General features: G+C 37.3%; 12 protein-coding genes. 3 read left to right on the forward strand and 9 right to left on the reverse strand.

Annotation, left to right across the window (positions count from 1 at the left end):
• Positions 1-14 precede the first annotated feature (14 nt).
• The 3 genes from ACQKNZ_RS01265 (at position 15) to ACQKNZ_RS01275 (ending at position 5,811) form a co-directional block, all read left to right on the forward strand.
• On the forward strand, positions 15-1,607 hold the full coding sequence (locus ACQKNZ_RS01265) for an FAD-dependent oxidoreductase (protein WP_340862426.1): 1,593 nt from the start codon (positions 15-17) through the stop codon (positions 1,605-1,607).
• 18 nt (positions 1,608-1,625) lie between these two features.
• Positions 1,626-2,585, forward strand: coding sequence for a GNAT family N-acetyltransferase (locus ACQKNZ_RS01270; RefSeq protein ID WP_427657610.1), 960 nt, complete (start codon positions 1,626-1,628; stop codon positions 2,583-2,585).
• Between the two features lie 145 nt (positions 2,586-2,730).
• Positions 2,731-5,811: a hypothetical protein gene (locus ACQKNZ_RS01275; protein WP_427657612.1), complete on the forward strand. Its 3,081-nt coding sequence runs from the start codon at positions 2,731-2,733 to the stop codon at positions 5,809-5,811.
• 345 nt (positions 5,812-6,156) lie between these two features.
• On the opposite strand, the gene ACQKNZ_RS01280 is transcribed toward ACQKNZ_RS01275, so the two are convergent.
• The 9 genes from ACQKNZ_RS01280 to ACQKNZ_RS01320 all read right to left on the reverse strand — a co-directional run bounded on the left by ACQKNZ_RS01280 (position 6,157) and on the right by ACQKNZ_RS01320 (position 16,295).
• Positions 6,157-7,254 (reverse strand): ABC transporter ATP-binding protein, encoded by a 1,098-nt coding sequence (locus ACQKNZ_RS01280; RefSeq protein WP_144538485.1) that lies wholly within the window; start codon positions 7,252-7,254, stop codon positions 6,157-6,159.
• A gap of 109 nt (positions 7,255-7,363) precedes the next feature.
• Entirely contained in the window at positions 7,364-8,260 is an 897-nt protein-coding gene (locus tag ACQKNZ_RS01285) for a PucR family transcriptional regulator (RefSeq protein ID WP_427657614.1), read from the reverse strand.
• A gap of 362 nt (positions 8,261-8,622) precedes the next feature.
• Positions 8,623-9,201 carry a TerD family protein gene (locus ACQKNZ_RS01290; protein WP_144538487.1) on the reverse strand — a complete coding sequence of 193 codons (579 nt, stop codon included), beginning with the start codon at positions 9,199-9,201 and terminating at the stop codon, positions 8,623-8,625.
• Between the two features lie 40 nt (positions 9,202-9,241).
• Complete coding sequence (locus tag ACQKNZ_RS01295) at positions 9,242-10,318, reverse strand: toxic anion resistance protein (RefSeq protein WP_186318158.1); 1,077 nt, start codon at positions 10,316-10,318, stop codon at positions 9,242-9,244.
• Between the two features lie 18 nt (positions 10,319-10,336).
• Positions 10,337-11,950 carry a YceG family protein gene (locus tag ACQKNZ_RS01300; RefSeq protein ID WP_144538489.1) on the reverse strand — a complete coding sequence of 538 codons (1,614 nt, stop codon included), beginning with the start codon at positions 11,948-11,950 and terminating at the stop codon, positions 10,337-10,339.
• Between the two features lie 12 nt (positions 11,951-11,962).
• The gene (locus ACQKNZ_RS01305) at positions 11,963-12,781 is read right to left on the reverse strand and encodes a hypothetical protein (protein ID WP_427657617.1); all 819 of its coding nucleotides are present in this window, start codon (positions 12,779-12,781) and stop codon (positions 11,963-11,965) included.
• Positions 12,778-13,887: a cysteine protease StiP family protein gene (locus tag ACQKNZ_RS01310; RefSeq protein ID WP_427657619.1), complete on the reverse strand. Its 1,110-nt coding sequence runs from the start codon at positions 13,885-13,887 to the stop codon at positions 12,778-12,780. The genes ACQKNZ_RS01305 and ACQKNZ_RS01310 overlap by 4 nt, the downstream gene beginning before the upstream one ends.
• The gene (locus ACQKNZ_RS01315) at positions 13,880-15,247 is read right to left on the reverse strand and encodes a phosphoribosyltransferase family protein (protein ID WP_427657621.1); all 1,368 of its coding nucleotides are present in this window, start codon (positions 15,245-15,247) and stop codon (positions 13,880-13,882) included. Before ACQKNZ_RS01315 ends, ACQKNZ_RS01310 begins: the two co-directional genes overlap by 8 nt.
• Positions 15,198-16,295 carry an HpcH/HpaI aldolase/citrate lyase family protein gene (locus ACQKNZ_RS01320; RefSeq protein ID WP_427657623.1) on the reverse strand — a complete coding sequence of 366 codons (1,098 nt, stop codon included), beginning with the start codon at positions 16,293-16,295 and terminating at the stop codon, positions 15,198-15,200. The genes ACQKNZ_RS01315 and ACQKNZ_RS01320 overlap by 50 nt, the downstream gene beginning before the upstream one ends.
• Between the last annotated feature and the right edge of the window lie 56 nt (positions 16,296-16,351).

Genomic DNA, 16,351 nt, shown 5'->3' on the forward strand with positions numbered 1-16,351 from the left:
ATGGAGGTAAGATAATGGATTTTAAATCACTATACTATTACAAGCCAACATTGCCGAAATTAGACTTTAAAATAATAGAAAAGGATTTAATTGTATACGGTGGAACTCCAGCAGGTTTAACTGCCGCTGTCCAGGCACGACGAAATGGTCTGACTGTTGCAGTGGTAGAATTCAGTCGAAATATCGGTGGGATGACTGCTAGTGGGTTAGGTGCTACTGATCTTGGCGCAGAAAGTGCCATTGGTGGGATCGCTAAAGAGTTTTATGATGAGATAGCTAGATACTATAACAAAGAAAAGCAATGGAGATTCGAACCTAAGGCTGCTCAATCTATATTTGACTCATGGATGGATAAGTACGATATTCCCGTGTTTCTTAATGAGCATTTACAAAAAGTCATTAAAGAGGATGAAAAAATAATTGACATAGTAATGGAGAGTAATAATCGTTTTAAAGGAAAAATCTTTATGGATTGTAGCTATGAAGGCGATTTACTAGCTCAATCTGGTGTGTCCTTTTTTGTAGGGAGAGAATCTAATGCCACCTATAAAGAAATCTACAATGGCGTACAGTTTGGAGCACCACACCATAAATTTGAGAAGTGGATTGATCCATATGTGATAGAGGGTCAGAAGGAAAGTGGAATATTACCAGGTATAAGCGAGGACAGTAAAGAGTCTCTAGGATACCAGGGACAGGGGGATCATCGGATTCAAGCTTACAACTTTCGAATTTGTTTAACGAATAACCCTAAAAATCGCATTCCTTTTCCAAAACCCCCTAAATATGAGCCTCAACGTTATGAGCTATTATTACGTTATATTAAGTCTGGCGTATGGGACGCTATGAAACTTCATACTCCACTTCCAAATGATAAGTCAGATTTGAATAACCATGGGGCAATCTCGACTGACAATATAGGAAACAATTATGAATGGCCGGAGGGTAGCTACGAAAAACGGGAGGAAATTTTTCAAAATCACGTAAACTATGATCTTGGAATGCTCTATTTTCTATCTAATGATGAAAGAGTTCCACATTCAATTCGTGAGGAGGTAGCATCTTGGGGGCTTCCAAAGGATGAATTTAAAGAAACGGGACATTGGCCACATCAGCTATATATTAGAGAAGCAAGGAGAATGATCTCAGATTATGTTATGACAGACCATAACTGTCTTGGACAATCCCTTGTTAAAGACCCTGTTGGATTAGCATCCTTCCATATGGATTCACATAACTGTAGACGTGTAGTGATTGATGGTAGGTGTGTCAATGAGGGGGATGTGCAGGTCCCAATTTCTCCTTTTGAGATTTCCTATCGATCAATACGCCCTAAGTCAGAAGAGTGTGTTAATCTGCTCGTTCCAGTTTGCCTATCAAGCTCACATATCGCATATGGCTCAATCCGCATGGAGCCCGTTTTCATGATCCTTGGACAATCCGCAAGTGTTGCAGCAAATTTAGCTATCAAAAATAATACATCCGTCCAAGATATAGATTATCAGGAACTAAAACAAGAGCTGAAGAAAGTAAACCAGGTTGTTGAGTGGAGTAGCGACATGGAAGATGACCCTATTAAACGTATGCAAGAGACATTCGGACAGTAGTAGAAAGGGTGACGTGAAATGAAAGTAATACCTTGGGAAGCTAGTAGGCTAGAGGAAATGGTAGAGCTCTGGAACAAAGAGTTAGGAGAAGAATATCCAATGCGTCAGAAGCTTTTTAACCAAAACAGTTTGGAAGACAAGAATGTTCTAGAAGATGGTTGCGCCATGGCGGTAGATGAACAAAACAACTTAATAGGATTTATTATAGCTAAAAAGTGGCAAGAGCAAGTAGATATAAAAATGGATTCAAAAAGGGGATGGATTCAAGTCCTCTTGGTTGATAAAAATTATCGAAATAAAGGAGTAGGAACAAAGTTACTTGGTAAGGCGGAAGAAACACTAAGAGATAATGGCATAGAAGAAATTCAACTGGGCGGAGATCCTTTTCATTATTTCTCTGGAGTCCCTCTTCAATATGAAGAGACGCAACAATGGGCGGAAAAGAAGGGCTATTTGAAAAGAATCGACACATATGACCTGATTAATCACCTTAGTAAGAACTATTCCATGCCAGAAGACAATACAGTTTCCTATTCAATTCTACAAGCGGAGGAAAAGGAAGAGTTTCTAACCTTTTTAAACAAGTCTTTTCCTGGTAGATGGGAATATGAGGCGATAAAATATTTTGAATCGAAGGGGAGTGGCAGAGAGTTTGTAGTTCTCAAAAAGAATGGAGGTATCATTGGTTTTTGTCGAATCAATGATGATGCATCACCAACTATTGCTCAGAATGTTTACTGGAGCCCCTCCTTTACAACTAAGGTCGGAGGAATTGGACCACTTGGAGTAGATTCTAGTGAACAAAAGCAAGGATATGGATTAGGAATTGTACAGGCTGCGATAGTGATTTTACAGGAAAGAAAAATCGAAACTATTATTATTGATTGGACGATACTAGTAGATTTCTATAAAAAACTAGACTTCGATATTTGGAAGACTTACGGAATTTATTTGAAGGATTTAACTAGCGAGAAATGAAATATGCTCGAAGTTTCATTTGTTATCCATTCCATGTTCCCGAATCTAACTACTGATCATAAGCAGGATTAATTTATTCGTGATAGTATGCGCAAGAATCCTAGAATACTAGTGTTAAAAACTATAAATATGGGAGGAAGAATAAATGAAAAAGCTCTTGAAAATTATGATAACTACAGTGATTTGCACCAGTGTAGCACTAGGGAACTTTGCACCTCTATCCATATCTCATGCGGAGGAAGTGCCCATTGAGGTACGAAACGCCGGATTTGAAGAGGCAAATAATGACCCGTCTACTATACCGGGCTGGTCAATGGAAAATAACAGTAGTACTCCAGCAACTATTATCAACACCATTTCTCACACAGGGCTTCACAGCCTACATTTTAAAGACGAATCAGACAAAGCAGGTAGTAGGATATTTAGTGACAGAGTATCAGTCATTCCAGGTAAATCCTATACTGCAAAGGTCATGACGAATGTGGTAAAGCAAACCCATAATATTGTGTATGAGGTGCACTATTACGACAAAGATAATAGAAAGCTCACAAACAATGTCAAAACAGAGTTATTCGGAAACTTACCTAAAAACAAATGGGCAGAACTAAAAGTCTTCACGGAGGTTCCTATGAATGCGGCATATGCAAGATTAGCTTTCTACTCAGGAGGAATTAGCTTAACAGAAGCTTACTTTGACGACGTATCTTGGGAGCAAGCAGCGGAAGATATTCCTTTAGAAAGAGAATATGCTTCTCCAGTAGATTTAGGTGAAATGGTTAACGTGCAGCTAGGACAAGCAGCAGTCATTCAAAAAAACAGTCTTGGAGAAAATGAGGTATATTATCATTCTAACGGCCTTCCGGGCACCTTTTCTGTTTTAAATGCGGAGACAGGAGAGCTTAAATTTTCTAAAGTAATAGAAGGAACAGAAGCCTTATGGGCAATCACTGTCGGTTCCGATCAAAATGTGTATTTTGCAGGGACCGGGGATGGTAAGCTTTATCGATATTTACCCGAAGAGAAGAAAGTAGAAGAATTAGGGGTCAATCCATCTGATGACTGGGTATGGGATTTAGAAGGGACAACGGACGGGAAGATTTATGGATCTACCTATCCCCATGCAGGTGTATTTGAATACGACATAGAAAGCGGTGTTTTCCATAACTTTGGTAGTGCGAAGGAAGGACAGCAATATGCCAGAGGTATTGGAGTAGATGACGAATCCATTTATGTTGGAGTAGGTACTAAAAAGCATTTGATAAAAATTGATAGATTAACAGGGGAAAAAGAAGAAATTATAATTGATGGTCACTCAGGTCTGGATGGAATGATAGAAAACATTTTTATCGTAAATGATAAGCTTTTTGTTTCTGCTGGATCGGTAACTATGTTAGTTCTAGATATAGAGACGCACGAAGTGATTAATCAGTTTAGTTACAGCAATATGATTTCAGAACCTTCTCCACACGATAATAATTTAATTTACTTTAAGTTTGAAAAGAAATTGTATCAGTACGATTCTAGTAAAAATGAAACAAAAGAAATTGAAGGTATTCCTTTATTGCCTGACACAGTCCGAGTAAAAGATATGGCATGGATAACTTTAAGCAATGGAGAGACGGTTCTTGCAATGATTACGCAGTATGGCGAATATATGTTATATGAGCCGGTTAATAATGAGATAACGTTTATTGACATGAATATTGCCTCTCAATCCGTAGAGATTCAGGCGCTAGAAGCTGGACAAGACGGCAAACTATATATGGGTGGCTACCAACGTGGACTAAGTATATACAACCCATTTACGAATGAAAGAGAAGTCAAGATACCTTCCTTTGCCCAACCAGAAGGTATCGGCTTTCTAAACAACAAAGTATATTATGGAACTTATGTAGGGGCTATGATGTATAGCTATGATCCAAGTAAGGACATAGATTTAAATAGTAATCCTAAACTTGAATATGATATAACGGACCATCAAGATAGACCATTTACGATGACATCCGGAGATAATAAGCTATTTGTCGGTACGGTACCAGATTACGGTGTATTAGGTGGAGTTTTAGCCATATTTGATGAAAATACTGGTAAATGGTCACAATATAGAAATGTAGTAGAAGATCAAAGTATTATTGGATTAGCCTATAAGGACGGGAAACTATATGGTAGCACGTCCATTTGGGGTGGGCTAGGCTTGGACCCAAAAGCAAAAGAGGCTAAGATATTTGTTTGGGATGTAGCTACTTCACAAAAAATAGCAGAATTTACACCTACTATTCCTGGAATAGACGAAACTCCGAGAATGATTGGAGAAATCTCTATTGGGTCAGATGGTAACCTATGGGGCATAGTAGATGGGACGATATTTGCGATAGATCCAGAAACGCTGGAAGTTGTTAAGAGCAAAACCATTCATCCAAGCTTATATAATAGCAGTAAATGGCTACCTTACCGAATAGAATGGGCACCAGATGGAATGCTCTATACTACACTTTCCCGAAAGTTAGTTGCTATTGATCCAGAAACTCTGTCACATAAAGTTATCGTAGATCGCTTTATAAATAATATGGCGGTAGGGATGAACGGAAGCATTTATTACGCACTAGGCAACAAGCTGCAAATGATTGCAGTACCCGAAACAGATGCAACGCTAAAATCTATTCTAATTGGTGGAAAAGCTATTTCTGATTTCTCACCAGGAAAGAGCCGATATAGCTTACCGGAACTAGAAAGATCAAGCTTACAAGCTATAGGAAATCAAACAGAAGCTAAGGTAAATATTATTGATGAGGGAAAAGTTTCTACTATTACAGTCATTGCTACAGATGGTAAGTCAAAGAAAGTATATAGTATCCATTGGGAGCAGCAAGCAGAGAATCCGGAATATGCAATGGACGTGAGTGTAAAATTCCAGGATGAGAAAGGAAAGGAAATACACAAGCTAACAAAGGAAAAAAAGATTACTGCTGCCGTAGAGGTTGTTAACACTAGAAATAAAAATCAAGATATATTAGTGCTAATGGAATTAATAGATGAAAACGGAAAAGTAGTTGATCAAGACCAAAGCTCAAGAACAATCCCAAAAGGTAAAACGATGAAAATGTCCACAAAGCTTAAGTTGCCTAAAAACATTAAAGGCTATCAAGTAAAAGTAACTGCGTGGGAAGGGAAGAAGATAAAGGAGAATATGGTGCCGTTATCGGAAGAGTTTATCATTAAGGAATAAAGCCTCAAGGACATACACTAGGGGTAGAAAATAAAAAGTATAAGAAAATGCTGGGGCATGTGTTTGAAAGAGGAGGCGGCGACTCTTGGGGGAGCAGCGCGAGCATAAAAGCCTAAGCAGGAGCAAAGCGACGAGGAGATAGATGCCGTGCTCCCGGAAAGCGTCCGATGTAACAGAAAACAACTATAGGTAATTTGAATAGAAGCCCCGAAAACTTTTCCAGGTCGTAAAGTTTTCGAGGCTCTTTATTTTGAGTAGAGTTTTTTATAGATAATTGTTGTATAAGGTTAAGGGTCTACCTATTATAAAAGCCCACACCCCTTTAATGGGCTGTGGGCAAAGATTTTATCGAATACGACTTTCCGTTTCCTTGTCAAAGAAGTGTGCCTTTGACATATCAAATGTAAGTTGGATGTGTTGCCCAGTTTCTAAAAGTGAATCTGCATTGATACGAGCAACGTACTGCTGTTCTCCTAGAGTAGAATAAACCATGAACTCTGCTCCAGTTAACTCGCATACATCTACATGTGCATTTACAACAGATTCTGGTGTGCGAGTAAGATCCTCTGGATCAGCAGAAATATGTTCAGGGCGGATACCGAATATAACGTCCTTCCCATTGTAGCCTTGCCCATTTAACAGGGAAGCCTTTTCTGGAGATAACTTAATCTTATGCTCACCAGCAATAAAATAACCATCTTTTACGTGCCCTTGGAAGAAGTTCATAGCAGGTGACCCGATGAAGCCTCCAACAAATACATTTTCAGGATTTTCATAAACGTCTTTTGGCGTTCCCACCTGTTGAATGAGACCGTCCTTCATAACTACTAAACGAGAAGCCATCGTCATTGCTTCCGTTTGGTCATGCGTAACGTAGACAGTAGTTGTTTTAAGACGGTGATGAAGCTTAATAATTTCAGCACGCATTTGGACACGTAATTTAGCATCTAGATTAGATAAAGGCTCATCCATTAGGAAGAGCTTTGCGTCACGAACAATTGCACGACCAAGTGCAACACGCTGGCGCTGTCCGCCTGATAATGCTTTTGGTTTTCTGTTTAAAAGAGGCTCAAGTCCCAAAATATCTGCTGCATTTTTCACTCGCTTGTCGATATCTGCTTTTGGAAATTTTCTTAGCTTTAATCCGAAGGCCATATTATCATAAACAGACATATGTGGATAAAGAGCGTAGTTTTGGAAAACCATTGCGATGTCACGGTCTTTAGGTGCAACATTATTCATTAGCTTACCCTCAATACGAAGCTCACCTTTAGAGATTTCTTCAAGTCCAGCAATCATACGAAGAGTTGTAGATTTACCACAGCCTGATGGACCAACAAGAACGATAAATTCCTTGTCCTGAACATGTAAATTAAAGTCTGAAACTGCAGTTGAAGTGTCATCGTAAATTTTAAAGATATTTTCAAGAACCATTTTTTCCATTAGTAATCCCCCTAAAATTGTTTTTACCTTTCTTTAAGATTACCAATAGGAAATAATGGTTGATATGGATGATATGCACAAGATTTAATAAAATATATTGTGCATGTTGTTATTCATAGTTTACGAGCAAGCTTGCGCAATATACAATAAGTGCCCCGTCAAAGTCACGGACTGATATACCTGTGATTTCTTGAAATTTAGATAGTCTATAATGAAGGGTGTTTCGGTGAATATGTAATTTTTTTGAAGTAATAGAGGCGTTAAAGCCATTTTCAAAAAAAGCCTGTACGGTTTGCAGTAACTCCGTATCGAATTCAATAGGGATGAGCACCTCTTGTTGAATGATTTGTCTTAAGCTCTCGGACATTTCTTTTATTAAGATAGTCGGGAATATATTTTCAAGCGTATAAATTCTTCCGGGATAGTAATTTACGATACCGTTAGAGAACCATTCTCTTTCCAAAGTGTAACGTGAAGGGGTTTGTTCGTTTACAGTATTAAACTTTCCTACAAAGAGGTCTGCTTTTATGAAGAAATCACTTTCTAGAGCAAAGATAAAGGATGCAAGATCCTCTGTAGATTGAACATAAGTAGACTTTTGCTCAATAAGCAAGGCATTATCGTTGGAGATGAAAACCAGCTGCACAGCATCTTCAAAAAACAATTGGACTGCCTTAGTTAAATCTTCATTTAGAAAGTCACTATTCTTTATGACAAGTTGGATAATACGAAGTTCAGTACCAGCTTCAATAGGGAGTTCACCAGATCCATGAAGGAAACGAATCCATTTTTCGGAAAGTGAATAATTAGTAGGAAATGTTAAATCGACTACTGTGTAGAAAGAAGAGAGTAGTGCATAATCCCGAGAAGATACTTCATCCTTATTGATTTGTATCCACTGATTATTAGGGGCATCATGAAAAGTAAGGAAATTGTTATCTTTATTATTAGGGTATTCCGAAAATAATTGATAGGAAGGGAAAATTACTGATAATTCTTTACGCATGTTTTAAACTCCTTTCTTTTGAATACCTCTATTGTCCACAACATAGAAGAGGAATAAAGTATTAACTGGTTTAAACTAAAGTTTTCAATTTTAGAATTTTCATCTTAATCTCATTTTATCAAACTAAGGAATAATAAGAAAATTACAAATGCCTATATATATCCCTACAAATAAGAAAAGAAAATCACATAATATTATTCGATCCATATTAGGTAATCCAAAAATAAAAAGGGCTTTAAACAAAAATCTCCCAAGTTTCAAATGAACTCGAGAGATTTCTTATATTATTCAGATGACTGGAGCGCTTATTTTGTGTTGATTCTAGACCAATCTTTCAAGGTGCGATGTATTTATTACATAGGTTAGTTGAGACCAAACTCTGTAATTAAAGAGGCTAATCCGCCGTGAAAACCGCTCCCAATTGCATTAAACTTCCATTCATTACCGTGTCTGTATATCTCCCCAACCACGAGAGCAGTTTCAATTGAAAAGTCTTCTCCCAAATCATATCGAACTATTTCTTCGTGCGTCTCGTCGTTTACAATTCGAATAAAGGCATTTGAAACCTGGCCAAAGTTCTGACTTCTCGTGTCTGCGTCATGGATGGTAACAGTGAAGACTACCCTATGCACAGCGCTTGGCACTTGTCGTAGGTTAACTAACAATTGTTCGTCGTCGCCATCACCATCACCTGTTCGATTATCCCCAGTATGAACAACTGAGCCGTCCTCGCTTTGAAGATTATTATAGAAGATGAAACTTTTATCACTTAGTGCTTTCCCATTTTGATCAACTAAGAAAGCAGAGGCATCTAAGTCAAAGTCATGACCACCACTATAGCGATTAGTATCCCAACCCAATCCAACCATGATTTTTGTTAATCCAGGATTCGTTTTTGTAAGATCAATCTTTTGTCCTTTAGATAGGTTAATAACTGACATTCAAATTCCTCCTTAAAATTAGATAGTATTAGACAATTAGTTATTTTCTCTGACCATCTTCATATTTCTTTTGTAGTTCCTCTAGTCGAAGACGACCTTGTTCCCTCATTTTGCGATTTTCTTCCTCAATTGCTTTTGTTTCGTTCATCCCACGCATAATCGTATCCCACGTTTGCTCAATAGTTTCAATTTTAATGCTAGATTGACCAGACAGCTTAGCAATTTCTACACTCTGCTTAGAAATATCATTCGCATTTCTTAGCAGCATTTCGTTTGTGCGACGATCTAATTCACTCATGGATTGGGCGACCAGATTTTGTCTCTTTGCGGAAATAGCATTTATCAACCCGGTTTTAAATATAGGAATCGTTGTGACAAAGGCAGAGTTAATCTTTCCTATAAGCTTAGTGTTGCCACGTTGTAGCATTCTAATTTGAGGAGCAGACTGATATGCAACCTGTTTGGCCATTTCTAAGTCATAAATTCTTTGATCCAGCAATTCAATAGCGTTTTGCAGGGAGTTCAATTCCATTAAAACAAGCTGATCTCCTTTTTCCGCCTTTTCCTGCAGGGTAGGGAGTTGCTGACGTAATTGGTTAACCTTTAATTCCCCTGCAACAATATATTTCTCTAGCTCCATAAAATAGTTAAAGTTTTTATCATAGAGGTCTTCTAACGTTTGGGTAGACGTTTTCATCTCTTTTTCATATTTCGTAATTTCAATGTAGACTTTGTCTATTTCTTTTCCCATTGTTTGATATTTGTTGAAGAGCTTTTCGATTAGCTTTTCACCCTTTTTGAATACTTTGGTTAAGAGTGATGGCTTTTCTACAAAGTCTTTTTTATCGAACTTATCCATAATTTTACCTAGCTGTTTTAAAAGCTCGCTGGATTCTTCCATACTACTAGATTTTATTGTGTTTAAAATACGGCCCGTAAAAGCAGATATTTCATTGGCAGGTTCGCGACCAAACTCTAATAACTCCACCTGATTTTTAGGGTCAATTTTCGCCACCAATTGTAAAACCTGAGGGTCTCTCTTCAATTGTGTTTTAAGTTCATTGCTTTCCTCTAAAAGTTGTTCTTTCTGTTCCAATTCTAATTTTTGTAGTTCCAAATTACTTCAGCCCCTATATCATCTAAATTTTTTGAAAATTTTACTTACAACATTTTGTTCCTTATAAGGTTCATTGAAGGATCTATCATCCATCCAGTGCAAATCAAACATTCCTTCCTGGACCCACTTTTCGATATCCAAATGTCCTTGAGGATTTACTAAGATAATATCTAAACCAAGATAATGCATCATACATAAAGCGTTTGCATCTGCTCTACTCAACTCCGGTCCTTTTTCTTCGTTATATAAGAAGATAGTAGGGACAAATTGAGGATAATCGAATGTCTGAAACAAACGAATTACAAAATTAGGTAAATACATGGATTGAGAAAATGCATATAGCTGCAGTTCCTCAAATGATTCATTACCTTGGGGGATAAGAATTGGATCACGAACATGCTTAGCTATGGCTTCACCGATGGCTGTTTGTGTACCAGTTGGCAATTTACCATAAGACCACCAGTTAGAAGTTTTCATAATCTCTGGATTTAATGTTCCATCTGAACTTAAAGCATTGCGGTAATGGAACAAGGGATTTGTTTTCTGTTCCTTAGTGAATGGAAATTGACGAATTACATGGGTATCTTCTCGAGAGGTTAAGGAATGAACGTTGTTCCAAAAACGCTTTCGATTGCGGTCAATTCCCATGTATTTTGCAAAGACGACAGGAATAGTTACTAGCTGATTACTTACCTGAAAGTGAGGTCTAATCATGGCGCGCTCTTTGGCTATTAAAAATGCCTCATCCTCGGTAGTTTTTAGCCTCACGGAATTTATTGAATGTGATTTAAACTGAAAGGGCTTATATAGGCCGGAGTCATCGTGATGTAAGAGTTCATTTATCTCTTGAGTAGCCTTAAAGGCAACTGTACCAGCAATTTTAGGCATTTCACTTGGAAATTCACTTGGCTTACTTGCGATTTTTGGGAATTTAAAGGAATGCTCCTCATCTATTCCAAACATTTGCTTAGGCCAGGATTCATCACAGGGATTGAATATTACTATATGAAATCCATAAGCTGCTAAATATTTCAGAAACCATCTCTCGCTAGGGGTGGCATCACCGTACCAAAGGAAACCGGGTAGACCGGTTTTAAAATCTAGTTTTTCTAGAACAGGTTCGACATGATTGAATATCCATTTAATCATGTCAATCGTTATCCGTCGGTATTCATGATGCTGAGTCCCTTCGACGTAGTTGGATTGGAGCTGTTTTAATAAATCTATTAAGACAATTCTTATACGTCTGTTTAAATCATTATCATTGAGCCTTGGTAGCAAGAAATGACCTTCCAAAAATGCAACCATTCGATTAGGGGAAAGTCCTTTTTCTTGTCGATGGATTTCAAAAAGCTGATTAATAGCACGTAGTTTATCAGATGAAATTTCTTTATTAAGAGAATTAGTAAGATTAATCAGCTTACCATCAGAATCATTGATCTGTGTATGCAGAATAGTAAAATATTCATCTTCATCTAAAGAGACACCAATAAATTGGCATAATAACTGGGGATACATCAGGCTATCTTGATCGATTGTAACTATACTTGGATCCTCTAAAGAGTTCTTTAGCCATTTCCCAATGTTAGATGAATCCCACGACTGCATCCTTATTGGATTTAACTTCACCATGGGTTTTACCTCCTATTCATACATATTATAACAAATTTCATACACTTTTTTAATTATTTCTTCACCTGCCAACACACCAGTGTGATCGGTTATTTGAACGTGAGAGGGAAGGGTCCTATTATTTAAAATAACCTCCCCATGCTGTGGGATAAAGCCATAATCAGCACCCAAAACCATATCTAAATCTAACAAGGAATCGCCTGCTGCAATTACAATTTCTGCCTCTAAACGATCTGTCACAAACTCCAGTGCAAGCGATTTATTAATACAATTAGGCATTACGTATAATTTTCTCCCTTGTTTAGACAAGGTGAATCCTTGTTTGAAAAATAGTTGGGAAAGGTCTTCAAAATCCTCAACAGTAAACCTGTCTTCATCGATAATCATATATACAAACCAGTTCTCTGCCTGTAAGGAGTTCAAGATGGAACCTCTTTGGATATAAGGTTCTATTTGTGAAAGAACGTGAGGAATTGATGTACAGTCTGCCTCAAGCTCCTCCTTTACTTTATCCGACCACTCAGGGATCGGCCTTCCGTTCTCTAATATTACGGCTCCATTGGAGACAATAGAATATGTCGGTTTTTCCTGTGGATTATATAATCCAAATAAACGTTCATATTGTTTATTGGTTCGAGTAGTAACCGGTAAAAATTCAATCGAGGAGGAAAGTTCCTTGAAAATTTCCAGCCCCTCCTTGGTCATAAATGCAGCGGGATTATTCTCGCGCCATTCGACTATAGCTAAATCATGTTCACTTACTTCGTGTCCTCTAGATTTTTTACTATATATAAGTGTACGGTCTAAATCGCTTGCAAATAGAATAGTCATATTAGTTCCTCCGATTCTATAAGACCGATAGCACGATAATAAAGGTCAGGAATTATTTCGATAGGTATATTTTTTTCTTGGCATAAGCTTAAAATATGCTTAACAGCTTCATCACTTTCATCTCTTAATAGAATTTTGTATGGCTTTCTTCTTAATAACGTTCTGGTAGTTTCTCCAACGCTAGGCTTCACTTTGGTTAGGTCAGAGTTTTTGTAATATTTATGTGCTATTTCCTGAGCTACCTGCATGCCTAACCATGTTCTTTCATTCTTAATAGGGAATTCTTTTGACCGCGCTAAGATAGCTTTCTCTTGAGCCAAAAAGTGTGCAGAGATTTGATTTACGAAAGCATTTGATACATCTTCCTCCTCAAGATCAGCATAATACTTGGCCCCATGGTAATCTTCTGGCGACTGAAAAGAGTTATTTAAAATAGTTCTACTGATTAAACCAGATACTGTGGAATTTAAAAAAGCATTCGGTATAAGAATATCCTCTCTTGTACTATATAGAGTTGCACATCCCCCTGGATCGGAAAGGACTGCAAGGTCATCATTTAGATGTAGACCCTGCTGATTCAATTTTTGAATAGACTTGGTCAATTCTTTTTGAATAGCACCTTTTCCAGTCCAACCATCTACAAATTGTAAGTGATAATTAGGATATAACTCACGAATTGTTTTAATAGCATTTTCGTCAATCCCTTTTCCTCTTAAAATGGACACACTAAAATGTGGCCAGTCTAAGTCTAAAAATGACCGGGCATATCTTCTCATTAAAATCCCTACTGGGCTTCCGGCACGCGCCAAAGAAACAATGACGACGTGATCCGTTTTGGCATATTTATGGACGCGTCTGGTGACAATGCCTACTAATTGAGCTACATAGCTGGAAAGTTGAAGCATAGCCTGATTGTATAAACGAAGATACTCTTCGGATGGGCGATGTTCTATAGGTAAAGACTCAGAATAATGATGTCCTAAAGAAAATGCCTTTTCTCGAGTGTCTACATTGGATTCAATCTGAATTTTGGACATATCCTTTAAGAGGAAGGTTATATCTTCAGGCGAGTAGCTTGTTTTTACTAAATCGGCAGTTTTAAGCATCATTTATTCCACCTCTTTTAGTTGGAGCTGTAAGGGATAACCATGTAACGGGACCCTTGCTTTGTAAGTAGTTCAGTAAGGGAGACCAGGTATCCTTGTTTTTAACAGACTCGGCCACCACTAAGATTTGTTCAAATTCATGCTCTGTAAGGTTATATAAGTATTGTTCAATATTGTTAGAGTCAGGCAATATAAATTTACACTTGTTTTTAATAGGATAGTTTTCTTTATTTTTTGCAAAAATCGGGCTACGAGTCGTTGTTTGTATCTTAGTGTGTTTACCTAATGAGAGAGCAATACGACATGGAATATAAATATTTTCTCCTAAACCTATAACAAGCGTTGGCTTATTCCTATCAAGTTTCAGCGTATCAAGCAATTTATGTATCCAATCATCCATCGCTGCATGATTTTCACTCGTAAGACCAAATCTACCAGTAAAATTGCTATAAATAGCATGCTCGCTAAAATAAGGAGTGGTATACTGAGAGGAAAAGTCATCTTCTAAAGGTAAATCGAAGTCTTCTCTACTTTGTAGGTAAGGTATGATATCCTCATGGATTATCTCTGTATTATGCAATGTGAATTGACCGGAGAGAATTGAAATTATTTCCGCATGAATCCCGTGCTTATTCATTAGGCTGTGAAAATTGTTTTTATTCTCAAGACTTCTCCAATCCAGAATAGATAAAATTTTAAATTGTTTTTTTGGGAACTTTTTATTTAAGGATATTATTAAGTTGGAAAGTGTGAGGCCAGAGGTTATCTCGTCATCAATCAGCACAATCGTCTCTGCTTCTTTTAACGAATTCTCAGAAGCGTATACTCGGTGAGAGGTAGCATGTGAGTGCTCTTCTTCAAAAACAAAAGAAGGGGTGAGATTGACGATATCTTCTCGCGTAGTATGAATATACTGCGCCTCCTCAAAATGATTAAAAACAGCATGACCTAATCCGGTAGCAGTTTCTGCGAAACCTATAAAGACCGTATTTGTCGGTAATCTAACTTTATATTTTAAAGAGCTTAGGCTAAGTTCACGGTCAGGCTTCCCTGAATCAATCATATGAATAATATCCATTAACTGAGGATGAGAAGATAAACCTTCGTTCTCCATTAACATAGAAGCAAGAACTGTTCCCGTACCTAGTGAAAGGGAAGGGTCTACTGCCAAGTGCTTCCCGAGAAGGCGACTAATAAATAGAAATTGCCTCTTTTTATTTATTCTTACTCCCATTTCAAAAAGTTGCTCAGGTGAAAGGTTATACGGATTATTTTGAATCTCAATGGTTAGCTTTAAATTTCCATGTAAATTATAAGTTCTTGATGTAGCCGATAAAGTCGTGTGTGGTAACATTTTCATTTAGCACCCCATATATCTCTGCTTGCGCTAGTATTTTTATAGCCCAACTATAATGAGGCTTTACCTCATTCATTTTATTTTTAGTAGGGCTTCTTAAAACTCCATTAGTTACATATCGATTTCCTGCAATCATGCTAGCATCGTCAAAAGTTTCTTTAGAAACAGGATACACAGCGTTAACGATGTTTATTTGGTTTGGATGAATGCATGTTTTACCATAGAAACCATTCAAAAGGTCCAATTGCACCTCTTCAAATAAAATCTTCTCGCTTTTAGTATCAAAGTATTCAAATACTGGACCAGAAATTATAAAGTTATTATCATATCTGTTGAAAGTATTTAGAATTTCTGTCAAACAATCTACGATCAACTGTAGTTGGTAAACAGTTCGATTGTAAGGGCGTCTAAGGCTAAAGAGGCTAGAAAAATCTGTTGCTCCAACTCTAATCGTTAAGATTAGACGTTCATAATGCAGGAATATTGCATATAGCTTTTGGAGCTCCTCTTGTCGAGATTCTTTATAAATAATTTCTTTTGTTTCGATAATAGGTAGACCGTATAGCGAAAAGGATTTTTCTTTATTTAAAGATTCCAGGCATGAAAAGAAATCTGAAGCATTATTAGAATTACATTTAGGAAAGACAATACCAGTAATGAGTCCAAGACTGTTTCCTAACTCTCGAGAAAGCCTAAGTAACTGTTCTGTATTCCGAATTCTTAAAAATAGTAGGGGTAGGTTATTCTGTAAGCTTGAATGTTCCTCGATTGCTTCTGCCAACGTGCGTAACTGTTCCACTACATTATTTTCTGCTTCTATTAAATCGTTGTCTGAAATAGAATCCTCTAAACAAATAATTCCGCTAGTGAGATTTTCAAAAGAGTTCTCAACGAACTTTAAGGAGAAATTACTCATAAGGCCAGGGATATATAAAGTAGCTCCTAGTGCAATCCCCAATTTTAGCTTATCCGTCGTTTTCGAAAATTCGTTAGGGGGTATATGAAAAAAATTATTAATCTCATTTTCACTCAAACCCTTAAAATGTCTCATGGTAATCACTCCTTAAATGAAGAAGGGGCTATAGGTCACCCAAATTCTATGAAATT

Source organism: Psychrobacillus sp. NPDC093200 (genome assembly GCF_050280345.1).
GTDB lineage: Bacteria > Bacillota > Bacilli > Bacillales_A > Planococcaceae > Psychrobacillus > Psychrobacillus faecigallinarum.